This window comes from Ruegeria sp. R13_0 (assembly GCF_017743995.1).
GTDB lineage: Bacteria > Pseudomonadota > Alphaproteobacteria > Rhodobacterales > Rhodobacteraceae > Ruegeria.
The window spans coordinates 204392-221443 of record NZ_JAGHRB010000010.1 but is presented as its reverse complement, the minus strand read 5'-3'; the positions used below and the strand labels follow the sequence as shown (position 1 = coordinate 221443).

The following is a 17052-nucleotide window of genomic DNA, read 5'->3' as shown; positions in this document are numbered from 1 at the left end:
TCGCCGCACTATCAACGCTCAGCCGTCCGTCATCAACCTGCGCTAGAACCTCCACGCGGTTCAACTCGCGCTTGCTCATAATCACCCATCCCATGTCCGCTCACCCTCATGTTCTTTTGAGGGTAGAGTGACATTCCTGAATTGCTCATGGGTGACATTATCGCTTTGCGGCTACAATACGTGGCGTTTGAAATGAACTTTATGTTCAATGGAATTTTTGCGATTGGATTGTTTTTTGGTGTTTGCGTCGTTCTTGGCTTTGAGTTTCTTACAGATTTTTTTGGGGTCTCACTTGAACCCTCTGAAACAATCGTTGCAACGATCTTTGGAGCGGCGATCGCACTCTCCGGCACAGTCTTGACCATCTATGCCGCTCGTGAGGAGAGGGTAGAGCGGCAGCGCGAGCTAGATAAAGCACGCGTCTTGGAAGTTCATTCTAAAGTGTTTGCCGTTCTTGACGGTCTAACAAAAGCATATCGTCATTTGCTCTCGGGAGACCCGAGAGGGGTACTACGAATAACCTACGATAACGGAGATCAAGTTCAGATTCGCAAACCGATCCACGACCCACCTTTAGCAATCAGGTTTTCTTATGAAGAAACTGCAACGGCTATCAGGTTAAAACAAACTTGGATGTTCAATCTTCTAAATGATCTTCAAGGTGCTTCGGAACAGTTGAACTTCTTGATGTCGATGCACTTACGAGAATTTACAAAACTAGAACAGGCCGCATTGAGTAGCAGGGCTGTGGAAATACAAGGAAAGGCAGTATCTTCGATTGCCAGCATTGACCAAACTCAGATTATGATGGTCAAAGATATCGAAAACCACTTAAGAAGGCTTTTAGATCAGTCACTTCCTATGGCAAAAAAAGGTCAGCGGGAAATTGTGGACTATATTAGGCGTGAATACAAAGTATCACTAGAATTTGAGTTCGACCAAACTCAACCGGGTGGCGTTTTCTCGGATGACAGTGGACATTTGCACTAAACATCCAACTCCTCCACAAACCGCGCGTTCTCCTGAATGTATTGGAACCGCAGTTCGGGTTTTTTGCCCATCAGGCGCTCGACCAGGTCGCCGGTTTCTCCGGGTTCGTCCTCGTCAATGGTGACGCGGATCAGTTTGCGGGATGCCGGATCCATTGTTGTCTCTTTCAGGTCCTTGGCGTCCATTTCGCCCAGACCTTTGAAGCGCGAGACGTCGATCTTGCCCTTGCCGCCCAGACCTTTCTCAAGCCACTCGTCGCGCTCGGCCTCGTCCAGACAATAGACGCGCTTGGCGCCTTGGGTCAGGCGATACAGAGGCGGGCAGGCCAGATACAGGTGGCCCGCGTCGATCATGGGGCGCATCTGGGTGAAGAAGAACGTCATCAGCAGCGAGGCGATATGCGCCCCGTCCACATCCGCGTCGGTCATGATGATGATCTTGTCATAGCGCAGGTCGTCGACGTTGAATTTGGTGCCAAGGCCCACACCCAGCGCTTGGGTCAGGTCGTTGATCTCGGCATTGGTGCCCAGTTTCGAACTGGCCGCGCCCAGCACATTCAGGATTTTGCCGCGCAGGGGCAGCAGGGCCTGCGTTTTGCGGTCGCGGCCCATTTTGGCCGAGCCACCGGCCGAGTCGCCCTCGACGATGAATAACTCGGTGCCGTCGCGTGTTGAACTACTACAGTCCACCAGCTTGCCGGGGAGACGAAGTTTCTTAGTGGCGGACTTGCGTTGTGTTTCCTTCTCGGCCCGTCTGCGCAGGCGTTCCTCGGCCCTCAGGATGAGGAAGTCCAGGATCGCGCCGGCGGATTTCGTGTCGGCGGCCAGCCAGTTGTCGAAGTGGTCGCGGACGGAGTTTTCGACCAACCGCTGCGCCTCGACCGTGGCAAGGCGGTCTTTGGTCTGGCCAACAAACTCCGGCTCGCTGATAAAGCATGACACCAGCGCGCAGCCGCCGGTGATCAGGTCATCGCGGGTGATCTGACCGGCTTTCTTGTTGTTGATCAGTTCCCCATAGGCCTTGATACCCTTAAGAGCCGCGGCCCAGAAACCGGCGACATGGGTGCCGCCTTCGGGTGTGGGGACGGTGTTACAGTAGGACTGGATGAACCCGTCGCGCGAGGGCGTCCAGTTGATCGCCCATTCGACCTTGCCCGGCGTTCCGAATTTCTCATTGAAGTCCACGGTGCCCGCGAAGGGCTGCTCGGCATAGGTGGAGGAGCCGTTCATCGTCTCCTTCAGATAGTCCGACAGGCCGCCGGGGAAGTGGAACGTGGCCTCAGTTGGCGTTTCACCGTCATCGATGGCAGATTTCCAGCGAATCTCGACGCCCGAGAACAGGTAGGCCTTGGAGCGGATGGATTTGAACAGCCGCGCCGGTTTGAACTTGTGATGGCCGAAGATCTCGGCATCTGCGTGGAAGGTCACGGTCGTGCCGCGCCGGTTCGGGGCCGCGCCGACCTTTTCGACCGGACCCAGAGGAATCCCGCGCGAGAATCGCTGCTCGAACAGCGTTTTGTCCCGCGCCACCTGCACGACCATCGAATCCGACAATGCGTTCACTACGGATGCACCCACACCGTGCAGACCGCCCGAGGTCTGATAGGCTTTGCCCGAAAATTTACCACCCGCGTGCAGGGTGCACAGGATGACCTCAAGCGCGGATTTGTCGGGGAATTTGGGGTGCGGGTCGATCGGAATACCGCGCCCGTTGTCGCGCACCGTCAGGGCATAGTCTGCGTGCAGCTCAACCTCGATCCGGTTGGCGTGACCAGCGACCGCCTCGTCCATCGAGTTGTCGAGGATCTCGGCGACCATATGGTGCAGAGCGCGCTCATCCGTACCGCCGATATACATACCGGGGCGTTTTCGAACCGGCTCCAAACCTTCAAGCACCTCGATTGAGGAGGCGTCGTAAGTGGCGGTCGCGCTGGGCGTCAACAGATCGTCGGGCATCGGTGCTGCTCTTGTTTTTGAGTTTCCCCCATTATGGCAGGTGATGTGGGTCGGGGGAAGAGGGGCCCGAGGTCTTGTGGATGGATTGCCTAAATGTCGGCGATTGACATCCTACAACGACAGCCAAAGCGCCCCATCCCTGTACCCGCCACGCACGGAGTATTCCGGTTGCAAAACCGCGCCAAACTCCTCGGCCCAGTCGCGGAAGCGGTCGTTTGAAACGACGATTGCCCCGTAATCTTTAGCAACTTGCAGCACGAGGGGGTCGGCGGGCGTGCCGCTGGGGGCCACCATGACGCGATCCTCGGGCAGGTTTAGCAGATCGGCAAGGGCGTTGTGGTGCAAGTAGCGGCCCTTGATCTTGTAGCCCACGTTAGCGTCGAAGACTACGCCGGGCGTTAGACCGGCGCCGGTCAGTTTCTCGACTACTTCTCGCACCGTTTCTATGCGAGGCTCGCCATCCTTCCAATGCATGACATTCGATCCATCGACAACGGCCCAGCTGCGCGGCTTGCGTTTAAGCCATCGTGCCAGGATCAAAAGCGAACTGGCCATGGCGCAAGGGGCAGTTAGCAAAAGCCAATCGATAGAAATCAGAGAGAGCGCGGCAAAGGCGTTTGCGGCGGAGGATAGAAGAAAAGCAATAATGAGAATACGCACGGTGGCCTCTGGCAAGGAATCGCGTCTGGGGTGAAGAATCTGGAGGGAGTTCAACCCTTTTGGCATCTGTTTTCAATAGCGGTTGATTGTTTGCCTCAAATGTAGCCAAGCTGTGTGTGACCTAAAATGTTCAAGGAAAAAGGGGCCTCGTTTCAATGAGCTGGATCAAAACCGTGCCATTTCAGGAAGCGACTGGTAAGCTGAAAAAGTTGTATGACCGGGTGTCCGGGCCCGACAATAATGTGGACAACATCATGATGGCGCATTCCCTGCGCCCGCATTCGATGGAAGGCCACATGACGCTGTACAAGAATGTGCTGCACCATTCCGCCAACACGATCCCCAAATGGTTTCTGGAGACGCTTGGTGTTTGGGTCAGTGCGTTGAACACCTGTTCCTATTGCGTCGAGCATCACTTCAACGGTCTGCAACGGCTACTGGCCGATCCGCCAAGGGGGGATGCGATCCGCGCGGCGATTGAGGTGGGCGATCCGGAGGCCGCGCCTTTGAACGCAGCGCAGATCGCAGCGATGCACTACGCGCGCAAGTTGACCGAAGCACCCGGCGCCATGGTCGAGGCGGATGTCACAGCCCTGCGCGACGCCGGGTGGGACGACGGAGAAATCCTCGAGATCAATCAGGTCTGTGCCTATTTCAACTACGCCAACCGGACGGTTCTGGGGTTGGGCTGTTCGATCAAAGGAGATGTGCTGGGGTTGTCGCCCAACAATTCCGACAATCCCGATGATTGGGGGCACCGCTAGGCAGGCCATCTCGGAAGCCCCAGTTTTTTCGTCGAAATTCGTTCCAATTTGATCCCAATCAACGCGGGATCGTAAGCGTTCTGCTAGCTCGTTCTCAGGACAGAAAACAGCAAGAGGACAGCTGAATGGAAACGACCGCCCAGAAGAAACCCGAAGCCGCAAACATCAAGGTTGTGCCCACACCTGCGCCTGAGGCAACCGTCAGCCCCGAGAAAATCAGACACGCGTTCGAGAGCGGGAAATACCCCTATGACCGCAAGATGGGTCGCAAGGACTACGAGGCGCAGAAGGCCAAGTTGCAGGCCGAATTGCTGAAGGTTCAGCATTGGGCTCAGGATACGGGCCAGCGGTTCGTGTTGTTGTTCGAGGGTCGCGATGCTGCGGGCAAGGGCGGTACGATCAAGCGCTTCATGGAGCACCTCAACCCGCGCCAGGCGCGTGTCGTTGCGCTGAACAAGCCCACGTGGGAGGAGAAAGGCCAGTGGTACTACCAGCGCTACATTCAGGAATTGCCCACCGTTGGCGAAATGGTGTTCTACGACCGCTCCTGGTACAACCGCGCGGGCGTTGAGCGGGTGATGGGGTTCTGTGATCCCAACGAGTATCTGGAATTTATGCGTCAGACTCCGGACTTGGAGCGGATGCTGGTACGTTCGGGCATTCAACTCTACAAATACTGGTTCTCGGTTACGCAGGAAGAGCAACAGCGCCGTTTCAAAAGCCGCGAGACCGATCCGCTGAAACAGTGGAAGCTGTCGCCCATCGACAAAGCTAGCCTCGACAAGTGGGACGATTACACCGAGGCGAAAGAGGCGATGTTCTTCTACACCGACACCGCCGATGCGCCATGGACCGTTGTCAAATCCAACGACAAGAAACGCGCGCGCCTGAACTGTATGCGCCACTTCCTGTCGACACTGGATTACCCGGACAAGGACGCCTCGGTCGTAGGCGAACCTGATCCGCTGATCGTTGGTCAGGCACATCATGTGATTCACCGCTCGGAACATATTCTGGGGTCGGCGTTGCACCCGGACGCCAAATCCAACTAAAGCTCAAAGCTGAAAGAAGCCGTTGAGTGCCAACCTTCGACGGCTTCTTCATTTGGTTGGCATCCCTCAGAAGTATCACCTTGAGTTTTTAACTTCTGCCTTGATTTTGGGCAGGGCGCGGGCCTATGGCTGGCGAGATGACTAAGGTGATGACATATCCCGCCCATTTTCGAGCGATCGCTGTGCTTGGCCTGCCGTTGATTGGCGGGCATTTGGCGCAGTTCGCAATCGGCCTGACCGATACGGTGATGCTGGGTTGGTACGGGGTTGAGGCCCTGGCCGCAGTGACACTGGCAAGCAGCTACTACTTTGTGTTGTTCCTGTTCGGGGCCGGATTTGGCTGGGCTGTTATGCCCATGGTGGCGACGGCCGCCGCAGAAGAGGATGAAACCAGCATCCGCCGCTCGACCCGTATGGGCTTGTGGCTGTCACTGCTTTATGCCGCACTGATGATGCCGCTGCTATGGTGGTCCTATCCCATCCTGATTGCCCTGAAACAGGAGCCGCAGGTGGCGCAGACCGCCTCAGAATATCTTCGCGTTGCAGGATGGGGGTTGTTTCCTGCGCTGCTGGTGATGGTGCTGAAGTCTTATCTGGCAGCGTTGGAGCGTACTCAGATCGTGCTATGGATCACCGTGATCGCCGCGGTCGTGAATGGCGTCACGAACTATGCATTGATCTTCGGCAATTGGGGCGCGCCCGAGCTTGGGGTCATGGGGGCAGCAATTGCGTCCGTGGTGACTCAGATCGTTTCTCTGGTTGCGGTTATTATCTATGCGGTTCGGGTGCTGCCGGAACACAGCTTATTTCAACGCTTCTGGCGGCCGGATTGGGATATGTTTGGCAGGGTTCTGCGGCTGGGCGTTCCGATTGGCTTGACCACACTGGCCGAAGTCACGCTGTTTGCGACCTCAGCGATCATGATGGGGTGGCTGGGGCAGGTGCCGCTGGCGGCGCATGGGATTGCCCTCAACCTCGCTTCGGCCACCTTCATGGTGCATCTCGGCCTGTCAAACGCGGCGACCATCCGCGCAGGTAATGCGCTGGGCCGCCGCGACCGCGCTCATCTGGAGCGTGGCGCGATTGCGGTTACCGGCATGTCTCTGGTCGTGTCCGTGCTGACGATCATACTCTTCCTGACCTGTGCCGAGCCTCTGATCTCATTGTTTATGGAGGCCGACAACGCGCAGCGCGGCGAAATTTTGGCGATTGGCACGGGCCTTCTGGCCATGGCGGCCCTGTTTCAGCTGGTCGATGGTGCGCAGGTGATTGCGCTGGGCCTGCTGCGCGGGTTGCAGGATGCAAAAGTGCCAATGATCATGGCGGCCCTCAGCTATTGGGTGATCGGAATCCCGGCCTCGTACTATTTCGGCTTCGTGCAGGGCATGGACGGAATCGGCGTCTGGATGGGCCTTGTGCTCGGGCTGGCCTTTGCGGCGGTCTTGCTGATGGCGCGGTTCTGGATGCGATCTGTCCGTGAGGTGGGCGTACCGGCCGAGTAACCCTCAGCCGCCTTTCAGCCGGTCCGCTTTCTTACGCACCAGAACTGAGCGCAGATCGTGCATCGCCATCAAAAGCCGGTCGGTCACCTCTTCAAGCTGTTCTTCCGAGGCTTTGGACTGCGCCCATTGCGTGGTCAGGTTCAGGTAGTCGACGGCCCGGTGAATATCGTCGATATCACGCTGGGCCAGCAGGGCCTTGCGCGCATCCATCCATCGGGCGATCTCGGCCTTGTCGGCCTCGGTCAGGCTGCGTTGACCGTGCGGCTTGACTTCTCCGTTTCGGATGTTGATGACCGCGATCTGATCCATCTCGATCCGCTGCTGGCGGTTCTCGGTGTCAATCCTGAACACCACGGCCCCGTTTTCTCGGACGCGGAAATAATACTCTGGCAGCTCTGCGGTCATGCGTGGCTCCGGCTTAGATCGCTTTGCGTTTGATTTGAGTCGAAATACGCTGCCTCTCCCTTCGGTCGAACGCGCATTTCGACAATCCTGCATCAGATAAAACGCAAAACGCTTTAGGTCAAAGAGGCACAGAAACGCTGGATACGCTTGCAGGCCTCGGTCAAGGCCTCGTCCGAGGTCGCGTAGCTGACCCGGAAATTGGGCGACAGGCCAAAGGCTGCACCAAAGACGACGGCAACGTCGTGTTCTTCCAGCAGAGCGGTTGCAAAAGCCTCATCCGAGTCGATCACCGTGCCTTGCGGTGTGGTCTTGCCAATCAGCCCCGCGATTGAGGGGTAGACATAAAACGCGCCTTCGGGTGTCGGGCATGTGATTCCGTCGATGACGTTCAACATGCCGACGACCAGATCGCGACGGCGTTTGAACGTCTCATTGTTGGGGGCCAGAAAGTCCTGAGTGCCGTTCAGAGCCTCGACCGCCGCCCACTGGCTGACCGAGCAAGGGTTCGACGTGGATTGAGACTGGATTTTGCGCATGGCGGCAATGATCTCGACCGGGCCGGCAGCATAGCCGATCCGCCAGCCGGTCATCGCATAGGCTTTGGAGACGCCATTGCAGGTCAGCGTGCGATCATAAAGGCCCGGTTCAACCTCGGCTGGGGTGCAGAACTCGAACCCGTCATAGGCGAGGTGTTCATACATATCGTCCGACATGATCCAGACATGCGGGTGGCGCATCAGAACGTCGGTCAGCGCTTTCAACTCGTCCCGGCTATAGCCCGCGCCTGTGGGATTCGACGGCGAGTTGAAGATGAACCATTTGGTCTTAGGCGTGATCGCGGCTTCAAGCTGTTCGGCCGTCAGCTTGAAGCTATTTTCCAACGTGGTCTCGACCACAACAGGCGTTCCGCCTGCCAGCAGGACCATATCGGGATAGCTGACCCAATAAGGCGCGGGGATCAGAACCTCATCGCCTTCATTCATCGTCGCCATCAACGCGTTATAGAGCGTCTGCTTACCGCCCGTTCCGACCGAGATCTGCGGGGGTGTGTAGTCCAGCCCGTGATCTCGTTTCATCTTGGCGCAGGCCGCCTGTTTCAGCTCGGCGATGCCATCGGGCGCGGTGTATTTCGTCTTGCCTGCCGCAATCGCTGCGACGGCTGCATCCTTGATGTTCTGCGGCGTATCGAAATCCGGCTCACCCGCGCTGAGGGCGATGATATCGCGCCCGGCGGCTTTCAACTCGGCCGCTTTCGCAGTCATTGCGACGGTCGGAGAGGGTTTAACGCGTGACAATGTCGCAGACAGGAAACTCATGGTCGGCCTCGGTTTGTATGATCAATCTGACTGTCATAGGGTGCGCCCGATTGACGATCAAGCCGTATGACACACCAGAATTGGAGACCCCGATGAACGACGAAACTGATTGGTACGGACCGGATGCAGCAACATTCGGAGACAGGCTGGCTGCGGCGCGCGAAGCGGCGGGGATGACGCAAGCACAGTTGGCGCGTCGTCTGGGGGTCAAGAAGGCAACAATCGCGGATTGGGAAAACGATCTGTCCGAACCGCGCGCTAATCGCTTGTCGATGATGGCGGGCATGATCAATGTCTCGATTATGTGGTTGTTGACCGGTGAAGGCGAAGGTATGGAGGCGCCTTTCGCAGAGGGGGAGGCCAATCTGGAACTGGTAGACGCGGTCGCCGAATTGCGTGCCATTCGTGGCGAGATGCGGGCCAGCGCAGAGCGGGCCGCTCGGTTGGAAAAGAAACTGCGCTTGATGCTGGAGCAGGGCAAGAATGACTGAAACGCGCGAGGTCCGGATCAAGCGCCTGCAGATGCGTTCTATGCGGCGCGGGATCAAAGAGATGGATTTGATCCTGTCGGCTTATGCCGAGCGCAACCTGAACGCGATGGATGCGGCCGGGCTGGATTTGTATGACGCGCTGCTGAAGGAAAACGATCAGGACCTGTATCAGTGGGTCACTGGGCAGGTGAATACGCCTGATCCTTTTGCTGATCTGATCGCGGATATCGCGCAAACGTTTCAAAAATAAAGAAAATCAGACTTAACCGATTTTTCGGAAATTCAGGTCATCGTGTCTGAAACGACACGGCTGAATCGGAGGGTCGGATGAGTATGGAAATGCAGGTCTCTGCGTCAGGGGCTAAAGGCTTCATGACCAGCTATCTTGAGGCGCTCGCTCTGGTCGAGCGTCTGCATCGTCTGTTGCTGGATGTCATCAAGGATGAGTTCGAACGGGTGGGCGTGCTGGAGATTAACGCGGTTCAAGCGCTTTTACTGTTCAACATAGGCGATCATGAGGTGACCGCCGGCGAATTGAAAAGCCGCGGCTACTATCAGGGCAGCAATGTCAGCTACAACCTCAAGAAACTGGTCGAGATGGGGTATATGCACCACCAACGCTGCGAGATTGACCGACGCTCGGTCCGCGTTCGTCTGACGCCACAGGGGCGCGAGATTCGTGATATCGTGTCTGAGCTGTTCCTGCGCCATGCCGAAGGACTTCAGAACCGCGGCGTTCTGGGGTCGGAAGGGATCGAGGATATCACCACTTCGCTGCGTCGAGTCGAACGCTATTGGACGGACCAGATCCGCTATATCTACTGATGAGAGGCTTGGGATAGGATGATCCCCTGCAGCTCTCGGATCAGTTTGCGGGTCATGGCGTCCTCATAGGCTTCAAACCCCAGTGCGACCTCGACAAACGCATCGGGGCCAAGGATGACCCAGGCGTTGTAGTAAGCTGACAGCTCTCCAATCTGGACATCCCGTTGGTCGCCGTAGTTGGAGTCGTCGACACCGATCACCAAACCGTTGATGGTGACGCCGCTGTCCTGCAACAACGCTTTGGCGTCGCGTGGATGGAGGCCGAGATTATGTTTCCCATCTCCGGACAAATCCAAAGTGCGCTTCCAACACTCCGGTTGTTGGTTCAGGAGGTCCGCGCCAAACAGCATCGCATCGCCCACGGCTGTGCCTTGCGGCGCGGCGCTGCGGGTCACGTCGCCCAGTCTCGCCGCGATCCTGCCTAGATCAGATTCAGTGCGAATTTCGGTCCATTCCAAGAGCACGCGATGATGGCCGGGTTCGCTCCATTCGAACACCGCGAGGCGAACGGGAAATGCGGGATTTGCCAATATGATCTTGCGGATTTCAGGGCGCCGCAGCGCGGCGGCCAAGCCGTCGATCTGCAGCCTGTATTCGTGGGCGTCGACGGAGCCGGACACATCCAACCCAAGCGCCAGAGCTTGACGACATTGCGCGGAAACGGATCCTGCCAGAAGGCAACAAACAATCGTGAGCAACCGGGTCATCTATGACCTGTTTCTTGCAGAGATCCCAATTGCAGGCCGCTCAATTCTCGTTCCAGCTTGCGGCGCATGGCACGCTCAAAGTCTTCAAATCCCTGCGCTATTTCGAGAAAGGCACCCGGTCCGTGCAGGACATTTTCCTGGAAGAACGGAACCAGAAACAACTCGCCCTCGAAGTCGGCAGCATTGATCACCAACCCGTTCACCGTGACATCGTCGAAGGGAAAATGCTTGTAAGCGATTTTAGGGCCATAACCGTCATTGTTCGCCCCGTCTCCGGACAGATCAATGGTCCGAAACAGACAGTCCGGACCATCCTGTAGCATGGTAGCCCCGTAAGCCAGCGCGTGCCCCATCGCTGTAGCAGACCCGGAATCCGAGCGCTCAGACTGGCTGATCCGGTTTGCCGCGGCCAGCAGGTCGCCTTCGTTTTCGATCAACTTCCACGGCAAGACGACATGCTGGGTGGACCGGCCGCTCCATTCATAAACGGCCAACGCAACAGGAGCGGGAGATGAGAAAAAAGCCGCCTGAACCTCGGGCGCGAGCATCGCGGCGGCAAGGCCCTGACGTTGAAGCGCATCCTCGGCCTGATCTACGGAGACCGAGATATCCAGCGCCAGCAGAAGGGCCAACCGGCAGTCCTCAGCCTGCGCGGGGCTGGCCAACGCAGCCAGCCCCAGTGCTGTCAGAGTGCGGATCACCAGTGCCCGGTACTCTCCATGCTGCTCCATGGCTCGGCGGGCTCGAGTGCGTCACCGTTCTGCAGCAGCTCGACCGAGATGTTGTCGGGCGAACGAATGAACGCCATCCGACCATCGCGAGGAGGACGGTTGATCACGACGCCATTGTCCTGCAGGTGCTGGCAGGTCTCGTAGATGTTGTCTACACCATAGGCGAGATGGCCGAAATGGCGGCTGTCACTCGGCAGCGCATCGTCACCGTCCCAGTTGTAGGTCAGCTCGAGCGGGCGATCCTCCTGCCCGGGAGGGGCCATGAAGATCAGCGTGAACCGGCCTTGTTCACTTTCGTGGCGGCGCGTTTCCTTTAGGCCCAGCAACTCGTAGAACGCCATTGATTTCTCAAGATCCTTTACGCGGACCATGGTGTGCAAATATGTCAGCCCCATCTTGGCCTTCCTCCTTTTCTTCGCTTGGTGCGCAGCTTAGCGCGGTTGCGCGAGGTGTCGAGAGGGGCCGCGAACACGATTTCGAACTTCGCGCCGTCTACGGCAGATATCGCGGTTCCAGTGGTGGAGTTGACGATATATAGTGGGCATCGACTCATTCTTGGAAAGGATAATTTCATGCCTCTGTCTGCCGACCAACTGGCCGAGATCGAAGCGCAGCGCGCGCAATCGCATCCAACTCGCCGCGTTGTTGCACCGGGCATGGAAGACCATCTGTACACGGCCCATCAGGTGTTGGACCACGGTTTTGTCCGGGTCATCGACTATATGGGCGACGATGCAGCCATTTGTCAGGCGGCGCGCGTGTCTTACGGCAAGGGCACCAAATCCGTGCAAAATGATGAGGGCCTGATCCGCTATCTGATGCGTCACTGGCATTCGACGCCGTTTGAGATGTGCGAGATCAAGCTGCATGTAAAGCTGCCGGTTTTCGTCGCGCGCCAGTGGATTCGCCACCGGACCGCCAATGTGAACGAATACTCGGCGCGCTATTCGATTCTCGACCGTGAGTTCTATATTCCTGCCCCTGACCATGTGGCCGCGCAGTCCGAGGTCAACAACCAGGGTCGTGGGTCCGCCTTGGAAGGGGAAGAGGCCGCGCGTGTGCTGGAAATCCTCAAGGCCGACAGCGCCCGCTGTTATGACAATTACGAGGCGATGATCAATCAGGACGGGCAACAGGGTCTGGCGCGCGAACTGGCGCGGATGAACCTGCCTGCAAACATCTATACGCAGTGGTATTGGAAGGTGGACCTGCACAATCTGTTCCACTTCCTGCGTCTGCGCGCCGACCCTCATGCCCAGTATGAGATCCGGGTCTATGCCGATATGATGTGCAAGATCGTCGCCGATTGGGTGCCGTTCGCCTACCGGGCGTTCGAAGACTATCGACTGGGTGCCGTCAACCTCTCGGCCCAAATGGTCGACAGTCTGCGTCGGATGTTGGCAGGTGAGACTGTGACTCAGGAAAACTCGGGCATGACGGCGCGGGAATGGCGTGAGTTCGAGGACGTAATCCGCAAGGATTGAGGCTCAGAAGCATATCTTTTGTATATACGTTTTGTCATGAAGCTGTTACATTGGTTTCATGACTTATCTGTTTCGCCTGATCCCATTGTGTCTTGTGTTGGCGTCACCGACGCAGGCCAAATCGCCCATAGCCGAAATCCTGTGCGAAGCGACCCCTCGGCTGCAAGAGAAACTGACCCGCCAATTCGGGGCCGAACGTGTCGCAACCGGCATGCGCGGGCCCGAACAGATCATGGAGGTCTGGAGCAGCGACCGCGGCGACTGGACCATGGTCGTTACTTACGCGACAGGAACGTCCTGCATCGTGGCAATGGGCGAAGACTGGCATGCCCGCACCAACGAAAAATCGACACAAGGGTAAGCCGATTTCTAGGGAATTTTTGGCTGACGGCCTGAAATTGGCCGTCAACCTTGATTGGAAACACCCCACATCTGGCGGGGTGGAGGTTACAACGGCTTCAAATCAGCTGCCATCTGGCGGCCGTCACGCCCGTCCTGCAACTCGTACGAGACTTTCTGATTGTCTGCGAGTCCGGTGAGGCCGGATCGTTCTACGGCCGAGATATGAACAAACACATCTTTGCCCCCCTCATCAGGGGCAATAAACCCATAGCCTTTGGTAGTGTTAAACCATTTCACGGTGCCGGTTGGCATGTCCCGTGTCTCCTTCTACTTGCGCATTGTCCCACAAATTGGTGGGGGCTTTGGTCGACTTAGTGGCGTATCGGGCTGATTTCTGGGGCAGATACAGTCCGAACCGCACGTTTCGTCTTTTTCAACATTGCACGGTGAAGTAAAAAATCAAGAATTACCGCTGGTAACCAACCAGTTTGCATAAAAAAGTTACAAATGCAGGAGCAGCCCAAAAATGCGCCTTTATGGTTTGAAAAACTGCGATACGTGCCGTAAGGCGCTGAAATCGCTGCCAGAAGCGAATCTCGTTGATGTCAGGGCGGACGGAGTTCCGGCTGAGACCTTGTCGCAAGCTTTTGCCAACTTCGGCGAGGCTTTGCTCAATACCCGGTCAACCACCTGGCGCGGATTGGACGAAGCCGAGCGCGCACGGCCGCCGCTGAAGTTGCTGGCCGATCATCCGACGCTGATGAAGCGCCCTCTGATCGAAAAGGACGGAGAGTTGTTTCTGGGGTGGACCGCTGAAACACGGGCCTCTCTTGGTGTTGCGTAGCCGCGTACCTATCTGCTGATACGAACTGTAAGGGATGTTACATGCGAAACGCTGCCATGATTTTGGGCGTCATCGCCGGTTTGATCGGTATGATTGTCGGGTTTTTTGGATATGGCTATGTCGAAGCCATCAAGCATTTTGGCGATATCGAAGGGATTGCCGAGCAGGTGGATAACCCTGACTTGATCCAGGCGGCCTCGATCCTTGCGCCTTTGTTGGCGATTGCGGGCGGGGCCATGGCCCATGCGCGGGCGTTGATCGCGGGGATCTTGCTGTTGGCCTCGGCAGCAGGAATGTACTACGCGTTCGGTTTCGGCGTCTTCACCATGTTCCCAATTGCCTTTGCCGCAGTGGCCGGGGTTTTTGGGCTCGCCGCGGGAAAACCGGACGAACCCAAGGCTCATTTCTGAGTTATTTCAGGCGCAGGATGCGATCCAGGGACAGCGGGCCTGCGCCATTGATGACCATCACCAGGAACAGGAAGGTCCACATGGTGCGCTGATCCACCAGGTCAGGTGCAGCATTGAACAGGCTACCCAGCTTCACGCCGTGGCCGGTCACGTCGACAATAGTTTGCACCCAGACAAACCCGATCATTGCAACCGCTGCCAGACGCGTGAAAAGACCAACCAGCAGCAGCGCGGGCAGGACGAACTCGGCCACGGTGCCAAGGAAGATCACGATCCGCTGGAAGAACGTCATCTGCGTGACGTCCCACAGCACGGCTTCGGCAGCTTTCGGAAAGATCTGCCCAAATGCACCGCTGGAGGGCGAGAAGATCGACCCATCAATCTTCAGCATCGCCGAGTTCCAGTAGTAGACCAGAAGTACAGCAATAAACACGAGCCGGGCGAGGGTCGGCGTCAGCCAACCGGACGCATGGTCCACCTTTCCCAAAACGGAGTTGTGGATTGAGATGAGCGCAGTCATGACTCCAGCCTTTCGATAGTCACAGAGGTTATTGCACCGCCTTGCAAAAGCAGTGCCAGAGTGGTTCCAAGATCAAAGTCGGGCGTGTCGGCAGCGGTCTTTTCAAAAGCGCTGCCGATAGTGTCGCCCGCTTGCATATGTGCGATCCAGTCTGCTCCACCTTTGGGCAGCAGATGTGGGGCGGGATCATATTCCGGGCGGGTGACCAGAACGTCCTCGGCCTGATGGACCGGTTTCGGGGCGTCCGCTTCTGAATTGTAGCGCCAGATCGCGTGGATCGGCCAATCCGACCGGACGACCCGCGTCGCCGGGGCAAAACTCAGCCGTGCGCGCATGACGTCTTCGGGGGGAACGGCCAGCGCATCGGCGGGCGCAGGCGTGCTGTCTGCCGCGTGGTAGGAGTGGCGCAGAGCAAGTTCCAGCCGCGCCATGTCGGCAAGGTAACCAAGATGGGACAGTTGAGGCATTCCGGCGACAAAGGCGGGAAACGCCTCACCATAGAACATGATCAACGGGGATGTGGGCGGGTGCTGGCGCAGGAAAATGCCCGAAAGGCCATCCATGTTCTGCGATCCCAGCAGCTTGGTGATCACGGGAAACGCCTGCTGCATAGCCTCGGTCAGTGAGACAGCGACATTGTTGCGATAGACGCTGAACCGACGGCCGGCAGGCTGGTTTTTTGAGTCCAGCAACCCCTCCGGGACCGGGGTAGAGGCGTCCAGAAGGGCGGCGCGGAACTGGGTTTGCGACACGCTCATGCCGGGATCCGCTCCAGTGCGGCCTGGGCGCGCACGGCCTCGTCCCGCAGGACCGGCCAGTCGGGGACATCCGTGTCCCATTCGACCAGAAGCGGCTTCTGCCCCGACCGATCCAGAACATAGTCCAAAAGCGCCCAGACCGGATCAACGACCTCGCGACCGTGGCTGTCGATCAGCAGCGGTTTGCCGTGGTCGTCTTCGTCTTCATCGTGACCGCCGAGGTGAATCTCACCAACCTTTTCAAGCGGGTAGGCATCGATATAGCTCTGAGGTGAGAAGTCCAGATTGGTGGCCGAGACAAAGACGTTGTTCACGTCCAGCAACAGCCCGCATCCGGTTCTGTTCGAAACTTCGCGCAGGAAATCAGGCTCGGACCAGGTGCTTTCCTCAAACGCCAGATAGCTGGAGGGGTTTTCGAGCAGCATTTGCCGTCCGACCACCTCTTGCACCTGGTCAATGTGATCGCAGATGCGGGTCAACGTGGCATCGGTATAGGGTAGGGGCAGAAGGTCGTTCAGGAAGTGGCTGTCATGGGTCGACCAAGCCAAATGCTCAGAGAAGCTGGCCGGGTTCAGCCAGCCGACCAGATGTTTCAATCGCGCCAGATGGTCTGCATCCAGCGGGCCTTCGCCGCCGATGGACAGGCCAACACCGTGGACCGAGATTGGGAATTGTTCTGACAGATGGCGCAGTTGCGCCAGCGGGCGGCCACCGTCGCCCATGTAGTTCTCGGCATGGATTTCCAGCCATGCGACGGGCTGTGCGTGTTCAAGGATCTGTGCAAAGTGCTGCGGTTTATACCCAACACCCGGCGCTGCGGGCAGTCGGTTCGACCTGAGTGCGTCGTCCAGCATGAGGCAGTTCCCTATGATCACGTGAAAAGGGGCGGGCGATTTGGCCCGCCCCTTGGATTTCGTATGGCAGATATTATGCCGGCAGGTCGCGGTTCAGTTCTTCCAGCGAACCTTTACGCGGGGTGCCGTCTGCCTGTGCAGGCAGTTCGATATCGGCGCAGGTGCCTGCATCAACCAGTGTCCAGGCGTTGCCCTGATAGTCAACGGTCGAGGTGCCCGCGCATGTGGTGCCGGGGCCTGCGGCGCAATCGTTCTGACCGGCCAGCGAAACGCCATAGCATTTCTCTTTCGCTTGTGCGGAGGCGGTGGTTGCTGCGCCCGAAACGGCGGCTGCGACTGCTGTTGCGATAACCAGGGATTTGGCTGTGTTCGACATCTCGGTAATCCTTTTGATGACTGCGTATGTCTGCTTGTGACAATGACAAAGGTAACGACTAGTGAG

At 57.6% G+C, this 17052-nt stretch carries 23 protein-coding genes; 11 read left to right on the top strand and 12 right to left on the bottom strand.

Features of this window, described 5'->3' with window-relative positions:
• Positions 1-147 precede the first annotated feature (147 nt).
• Positions 148-990: a hypothetical protein gene (locus tag J7394_RS15080; protein WP_209254120.1), complete on the top strand. Its 843-nt coding sequence runs from the start codon at positions 148-150 to the stop codon at positions 988-990.
• Here the strand turns inward: J7394_RS15080 and parE are convergent.
• Positions 987-2945, bottom strand: coding sequence for a DNA topoisomerase IV subunit B (gene parE, locus J7394_RS15075; RefSeq protein WP_209254119.1), 1959 nt, complete (start codon positions 2943-2945; stop codon positions 987-989). The genes J7394_RS15080 and parE overlap by 4 nt on opposite strands.
• 111 nt (positions 2946-3056) lie before the next feature.
• A complete protein-coding gene (locus J7394_RS15070) occupies positions 3057-3605 on the bottom strand; it encodes a hypothetical protein (protein ID WP_371812029.1) in 549 nt (182 codons plus the stop codon).
• Between the two features lie 155 nt (positions 3606-3760).
• On the opposite strand from J7394_RS15070, the gene J7394_RS15065 reads away from it, so the two are divergent.
• From J7394_RS15065 to J7394_RS15055, 3 genes are all read left to right on the top strand, one after another.
• Positions 3761-4369, top strand: coding sequence for a carboxymuconolactone decarboxylase family protein (locus J7394_RS15065; protein WP_209254117.1), 609 nt, complete (start codon positions 3761-3763; stop codon positions 4367-4369).
• 125 nt (positions 4370-4494) lie between these two features.
• Positions 4495-5421: a polyphosphate kinase 2 gene (gene ppk2, locus J7394_RS15060; protein WP_209254116.1), complete on the top strand. Its 927-nt coding sequence runs from the start codon at positions 4495-4497 to the stop codon at positions 5419-5421.
• A gap of 137 nt (positions 5422-5558) precedes the next feature.
• Complete coding sequence (locus J7394_RS15055; protein WP_209254137.1) at positions 5559-6923, top strand: MATE family efflux transporter; 1365 nt, start codon at positions 5559-5561, stop codon at positions 6921-6923.
• Between the two features lie 3 nt (positions 6924-6926).
• Here the strand turns inward: J7394_RS15055 and J7394_RS15050 are convergent, their stop codons facing one another.
• Both J7394_RS15050 and J7394_RS15045 read right to left on the bottom strand, forming a co-directional pair.
• Positions 6927-7328 carry a hypothetical protein gene (locus J7394_RS15050; protein ID WP_170482531.1) on the bottom strand — a complete coding sequence of 134 codons (402 nt, stop codon included), beginning with the start codon at positions 7326-7328 and terminating at the stop codon, positions 6927-6929.
• A 113-nt stretch (positions 7329-7441) separates the two neighbouring features.
• Entirely contained in the window at positions 7442-8644 is a 1203-nt protein-coding gene (locus J7394_RS15045) for a pyridoxal phosphate-dependent aminotransferase (RefSeq protein ID WP_209254115.1), read from the bottom strand.
• Between the two features lie 92 nt (positions 8645-8736).
• Between J7394_RS15045 and J7394_RS15040 the strand changes: the two genes are divergently transcribed.
• The 3 genes from J7394_RS15040 to J7394_RS15030 all read left to right on the top strand — a co-directional run bounded on the left by J7394_RS15040 (position 8737) and on the right by J7394_RS15030 (position 9960).
• Entirely contained in the window at positions 8737-9135 is a 399-nt protein-coding gene (locus tag J7394_RS15040) for a helix-turn-helix domain-containing protein (protein WP_209254114.1), read from the top strand.
• Positions 9128-9385 (top strand): succinate dehydrogenase assembly factor 2, encoded by a 258-nt coding sequence (locus J7394_RS15035; RefSeq protein WP_170640914.1) that lies wholly within the window; start codon positions 9128-9130, stop codon positions 9383-9385. The genes J7394_RS15040 and J7394_RS15035 overlap by 8 nt, the downstream gene beginning before the upstream one ends.
• Positions 9386-9462: 77 nt before the next feature.
• Positions 9463-9960, top strand: a complete 498-nt coding sequence (locus J7394_RS15030) for a MarR family winged helix-turn-helix transcriptional regulator (protein WP_170459083.1) — start codon at positions 9463-9465, stop codon at positions 9958-9960.
• On the opposite strand, the gene J7394_RS15025 is transcribed toward J7394_RS15030, so the two are convergent.
• From J7394_RS15025 to J7394_RS15015, 3 genes are read right to left on the bottom strand one after another with little or no spacing between them, the layout of a single operon-like run.
• Complete coding sequence (locus J7394_RS15025; RefSeq protein WP_209254113.1) at positions 9954-10667, bottom strand: DUF1194 domain-containing protein; 714 nt, start codon at positions 10665-10667, stop codon at positions 9954-9956. The genes J7394_RS15030 and J7394_RS15025 overlap by 7 nt on opposite strands.
• Positions 10664-11398 carry a DUF1194 domain-containing protein gene (locus J7394_RS15020; protein ID WP_209254112.1) on the bottom strand — a complete coding sequence of 245 codons (735 nt, stop codon included), beginning with the start codon at positions 11396-11398 and terminating at the stop codon, positions 10664-10666. The genes J7394_RS15025 and J7394_RS15020 overlap by 4 nt, the downstream gene beginning before the upstream one ends.
• The gene (locus J7394_RS15015; protein WP_209254110.1) at positions 11365-11793 is read right to left on the bottom strand and encodes a VOC family protein; all 429 of its coding nucleotides are present in this window, start codon (positions 11791-11793) and stop codon (positions 11365-11367) included. The genes J7394_RS15020 and J7394_RS15015 overlap by 34 nt, the downstream gene beginning before the upstream one ends.
• Positions 11794-11970: 177 nt before the next feature.
• Between J7394_RS15015 and thyX the strand changes: the two genes are divergently transcribed.
• Both thyX and J7394_RS15005 read left to right on the top strand, forming a co-directional pair.
• The gene (gene thyX, locus J7394_RS15010) at positions 11971-12882 is read left to right on the top strand and encodes an FAD-dependent thymidylate synthase (protein WP_170482552.1); all 912 of its coding nucleotides are present in this window, start codon (positions 11971-11973) and stop codon (positions 12880-12882) included.
• A gap of 58 nt (positions 12883-12940) precedes the next feature.
• Positions 12941-13243: a hypothetical protein gene (locus tag J7394_RS15005; RefSeq protein ID WP_209254108.1), complete on the top strand. Its 303-nt coding sequence runs from the start codon at positions 12941-12943 to the stop codon at positions 13241-13243.
• A gap of 86 nt (positions 13244-13329) precedes the next feature.
• On the opposite strand, the gene J7394_RS15000 is transcribed toward J7394_RS15005, so the two are convergent.
• Positions 13330-13536 (bottom strand): cold-shock protein, encoded by a 207-nt coding sequence (locus J7394_RS15000; protein WP_008758035.1) that lies wholly within the window; start codon positions 13534-13536, stop codon positions 13330-13332.
• 214 nt (positions 13537-13750) lie between these two features.
• On the opposite strand from J7394_RS15000, the gene J7394_RS14995 reads away from it, so the two are divergent.
• Both J7394_RS14995 and J7394_RS14990 read left to right on the top strand, forming a co-directional pair.
• Entirely contained in the window at positions 13751-14068 is a 318-nt protein-coding gene (locus J7394_RS14995; protein WP_209254106.1) for an ArsC/Spx/MgsR family protein, read from the top strand.
• A 41-nt stretch (positions 14069-14109) separates the two neighbouring features.
• Positions 14110-14478 carry a hypothetical protein gene (locus J7394_RS14990; protein WP_209254104.1) on the top strand — a complete coding sequence of 123 codons (369 nt, stop codon included), beginning with the start codon at positions 14110-14112 and terminating at the stop codon, positions 14476-14478.
• A gap of 1 nt (position 14479) precedes the next feature.
• On the opposite strand, the gene J7394_RS14985 is transcribed toward J7394_RS14990, so the two are convergent.
• The 4 genes from J7394_RS14985 to J7394_RS14970 form a co-directional block, all read right to left on the bottom strand.
• Positions 14480-14998, bottom strand: coding sequence for a DoxX family protein (locus J7394_RS14985; RefSeq protein ID WP_170459064.1), 519 nt, complete (start codon positions 14996-14998; stop codon positions 14480-14482).
• Positions 14995-15756, bottom strand: a complete 762-nt coding sequence (locus tag J7394_RS14980; RefSeq protein ID WP_209254102.1) for a DNA-binding domain-containing protein — start codon at positions 15754-15756, stop codon at positions 14995-14997. Before J7394_RS14980 ends, J7394_RS14985 begins: the two co-directional genes overlap by 4 nt.
• Entirely contained in the window at positions 15753-16610 is an 858-nt protein-coding gene (locus J7394_RS14975; protein ID WP_209254100.1) for a DUF692 family multinuclear iron-containing protein, read from the bottom strand. Before J7394_RS14975 ends, J7394_RS14980 begins: the two co-directional genes overlap by 4 nt.
• A 73-nt stretch (positions 16611-16683) precedes the next feature.
• Complete coding sequence (locus J7394_RS14970) at positions 16684-16986, bottom strand: DUF2282 domain-containing protein (RefSeq protein WP_170374122.1); 303 nt, start codon at positions 16984-16986, stop codon at positions 16684-16686.
• Between the last annotated feature and the right edge of the window lie 66 nt (positions 16987-17052).

Bases quoted from the DNA above. Each gene is read 5' to 3' on its own strand.
- J7394_RS15055 (WP_209254137.1), top strand. From the start codon at position 5,559: ATGACTAAGGTGATGACATATCCCGCCCATTTTCGAGCGATCGCTGTG.
- J7394_RS14990 (WP_209254104.1), top strand. From the start codon at position 14,110: ATGCGAAACGCTGCCATGATTTTGGGCGTCATCGCCGGTTTGATCGGT.
- J7394_RS15030 (WP_170459083.1), top strand. From the start codon at position 9,463: ATGAGTATGGAAATGCAGGTCTCTGCGTCAGGGGCTAAAGGCTTCATG.
- parE (WP_209254119.1), bottom strand. From the start codon at position 2,945: ATGCCCGACGATCTGTTGACGCCCAGCGCGACCGCCACTTACGACGCC.
- J7394_RS15025 (WP_209254113.1), bottom strand. From the start codon at position 10,667: ATGACCCGGTTGCTCACGATTGTTTGTTGCCTTCTGGCAGGATCCGTT.
- J7394_RS15005 (WP_209254108.1), top strand. From the start codon at position 12,941: ATGACTTATCTGTTTCGCCTGATCCCATTGTGTCTTGTGTTGGCGTCA.
- J7394_RS15065 (WP_209254117.1), top strand. From the start codon at position 3,761: ATGAGCTGGATCAAAACCGTGCCATTTCAGGAAGCGACTGGTAAGCTG.
- J7394_RS14970 (WP_170374122.1), bottom strand. From the start codon at position 16,986: ATGTCGAACACAGCCAAATCCCTGGTTATCGCAACAGCAGTCGCAGCC.
- J7394_RS14975 (WP_209254100.1), bottom strand. From the start codon at position 16,610: ATGCTGGACGACGCACTCAGGTCGAACCGACTGCCCGCAGCGCCGGGT.
- ppk2 (WP_209254116.1), top strand. From the start codon at position 4,495: ATGGAAACGACCGCCCAGAAGAAACCCGAAGCCGCAAACATCAAGGTT.
- J7394_RS15015 (WP_209254110.1), bottom strand. From the start codon at position 11,793: ATGGGGCTGACATATTTGCACACCATGGTCCGCGTAAAGGATCTTGAG.
- J7394_RS15040 (WP_209254114.1), top strand. From the start codon at position 8,737: ATGAACGACGAAACTGATTGGTACGGACCGGATGCAGCAACATTCGGA.
- J7394_RS14985 (WP_170459064.1), bottom strand. From the start codon at position 14,998: ATGACTGCGCTCATCTCAATCCACAACTCCGTTTTGGGAAAGGTGGAC.
- J7394_RS14995 (WP_209254106.1), top strand. From the start codon at position 13,751: ATGCGCCTTTATGGTTTGAAAAACTGCGATACGTGCCGTAAGGCGCTG.
- J7394_RS15045 (WP_209254115.1), bottom strand. From the start codon at position 8,644: ATGAGTTTCCTGTCTGCGACATTGTCACGCGTTAAACCCTCTCCGACC.
- J7394_RS14980 (WP_209254102.1), bottom strand. From the start codon at position 15,756: ATGAGCGTGTCGCAAACCCAGTTCCGCGCCGCCCTTCTGGACGCCTCT.
- J7394_RS15000 (WP_008758035.1), bottom strand. From the start codon at position 13,536: ATGCCAACCGGCACCGTGAAATGGTTTAACACTACCAAAGGCTATGGG.
- J7394_RS15050 (WP_170482531.1), bottom strand. From the start codon at position 7,328: ATGACCGCAGAGCTGCCAGAGTATTATTTCCGCGTCCGAGAAAACGGG.
- J7394_RS15020 (WP_209254112.1), bottom strand. From the start codon at position 11,398: ATGGAGCAGCATGGAGAGTACCGGGCACTGGTGATCCGCACTCTGACA.
- J7394_RS15080 (WP_209254120.1), top strand. From the start codon at position 148: ATGGGTGACATTATCGCTTTGCGGCTACAATACGTGGCGTTTGAAATG.
- thyX (WP_170482552.1), top strand. From the start codon at position 11,971: ATGCCTCTGTCTGCCGACCAACTGGCCGAGATCGAAGCGCAGCGCGCG.
- J7394_RS15035 (WP_170640914.1), top strand. From the start codon at position 9,128: ATGACTGAAACGCGCGAGGTCCGGATCAAGCGCCTGCAGATGCGTTCT.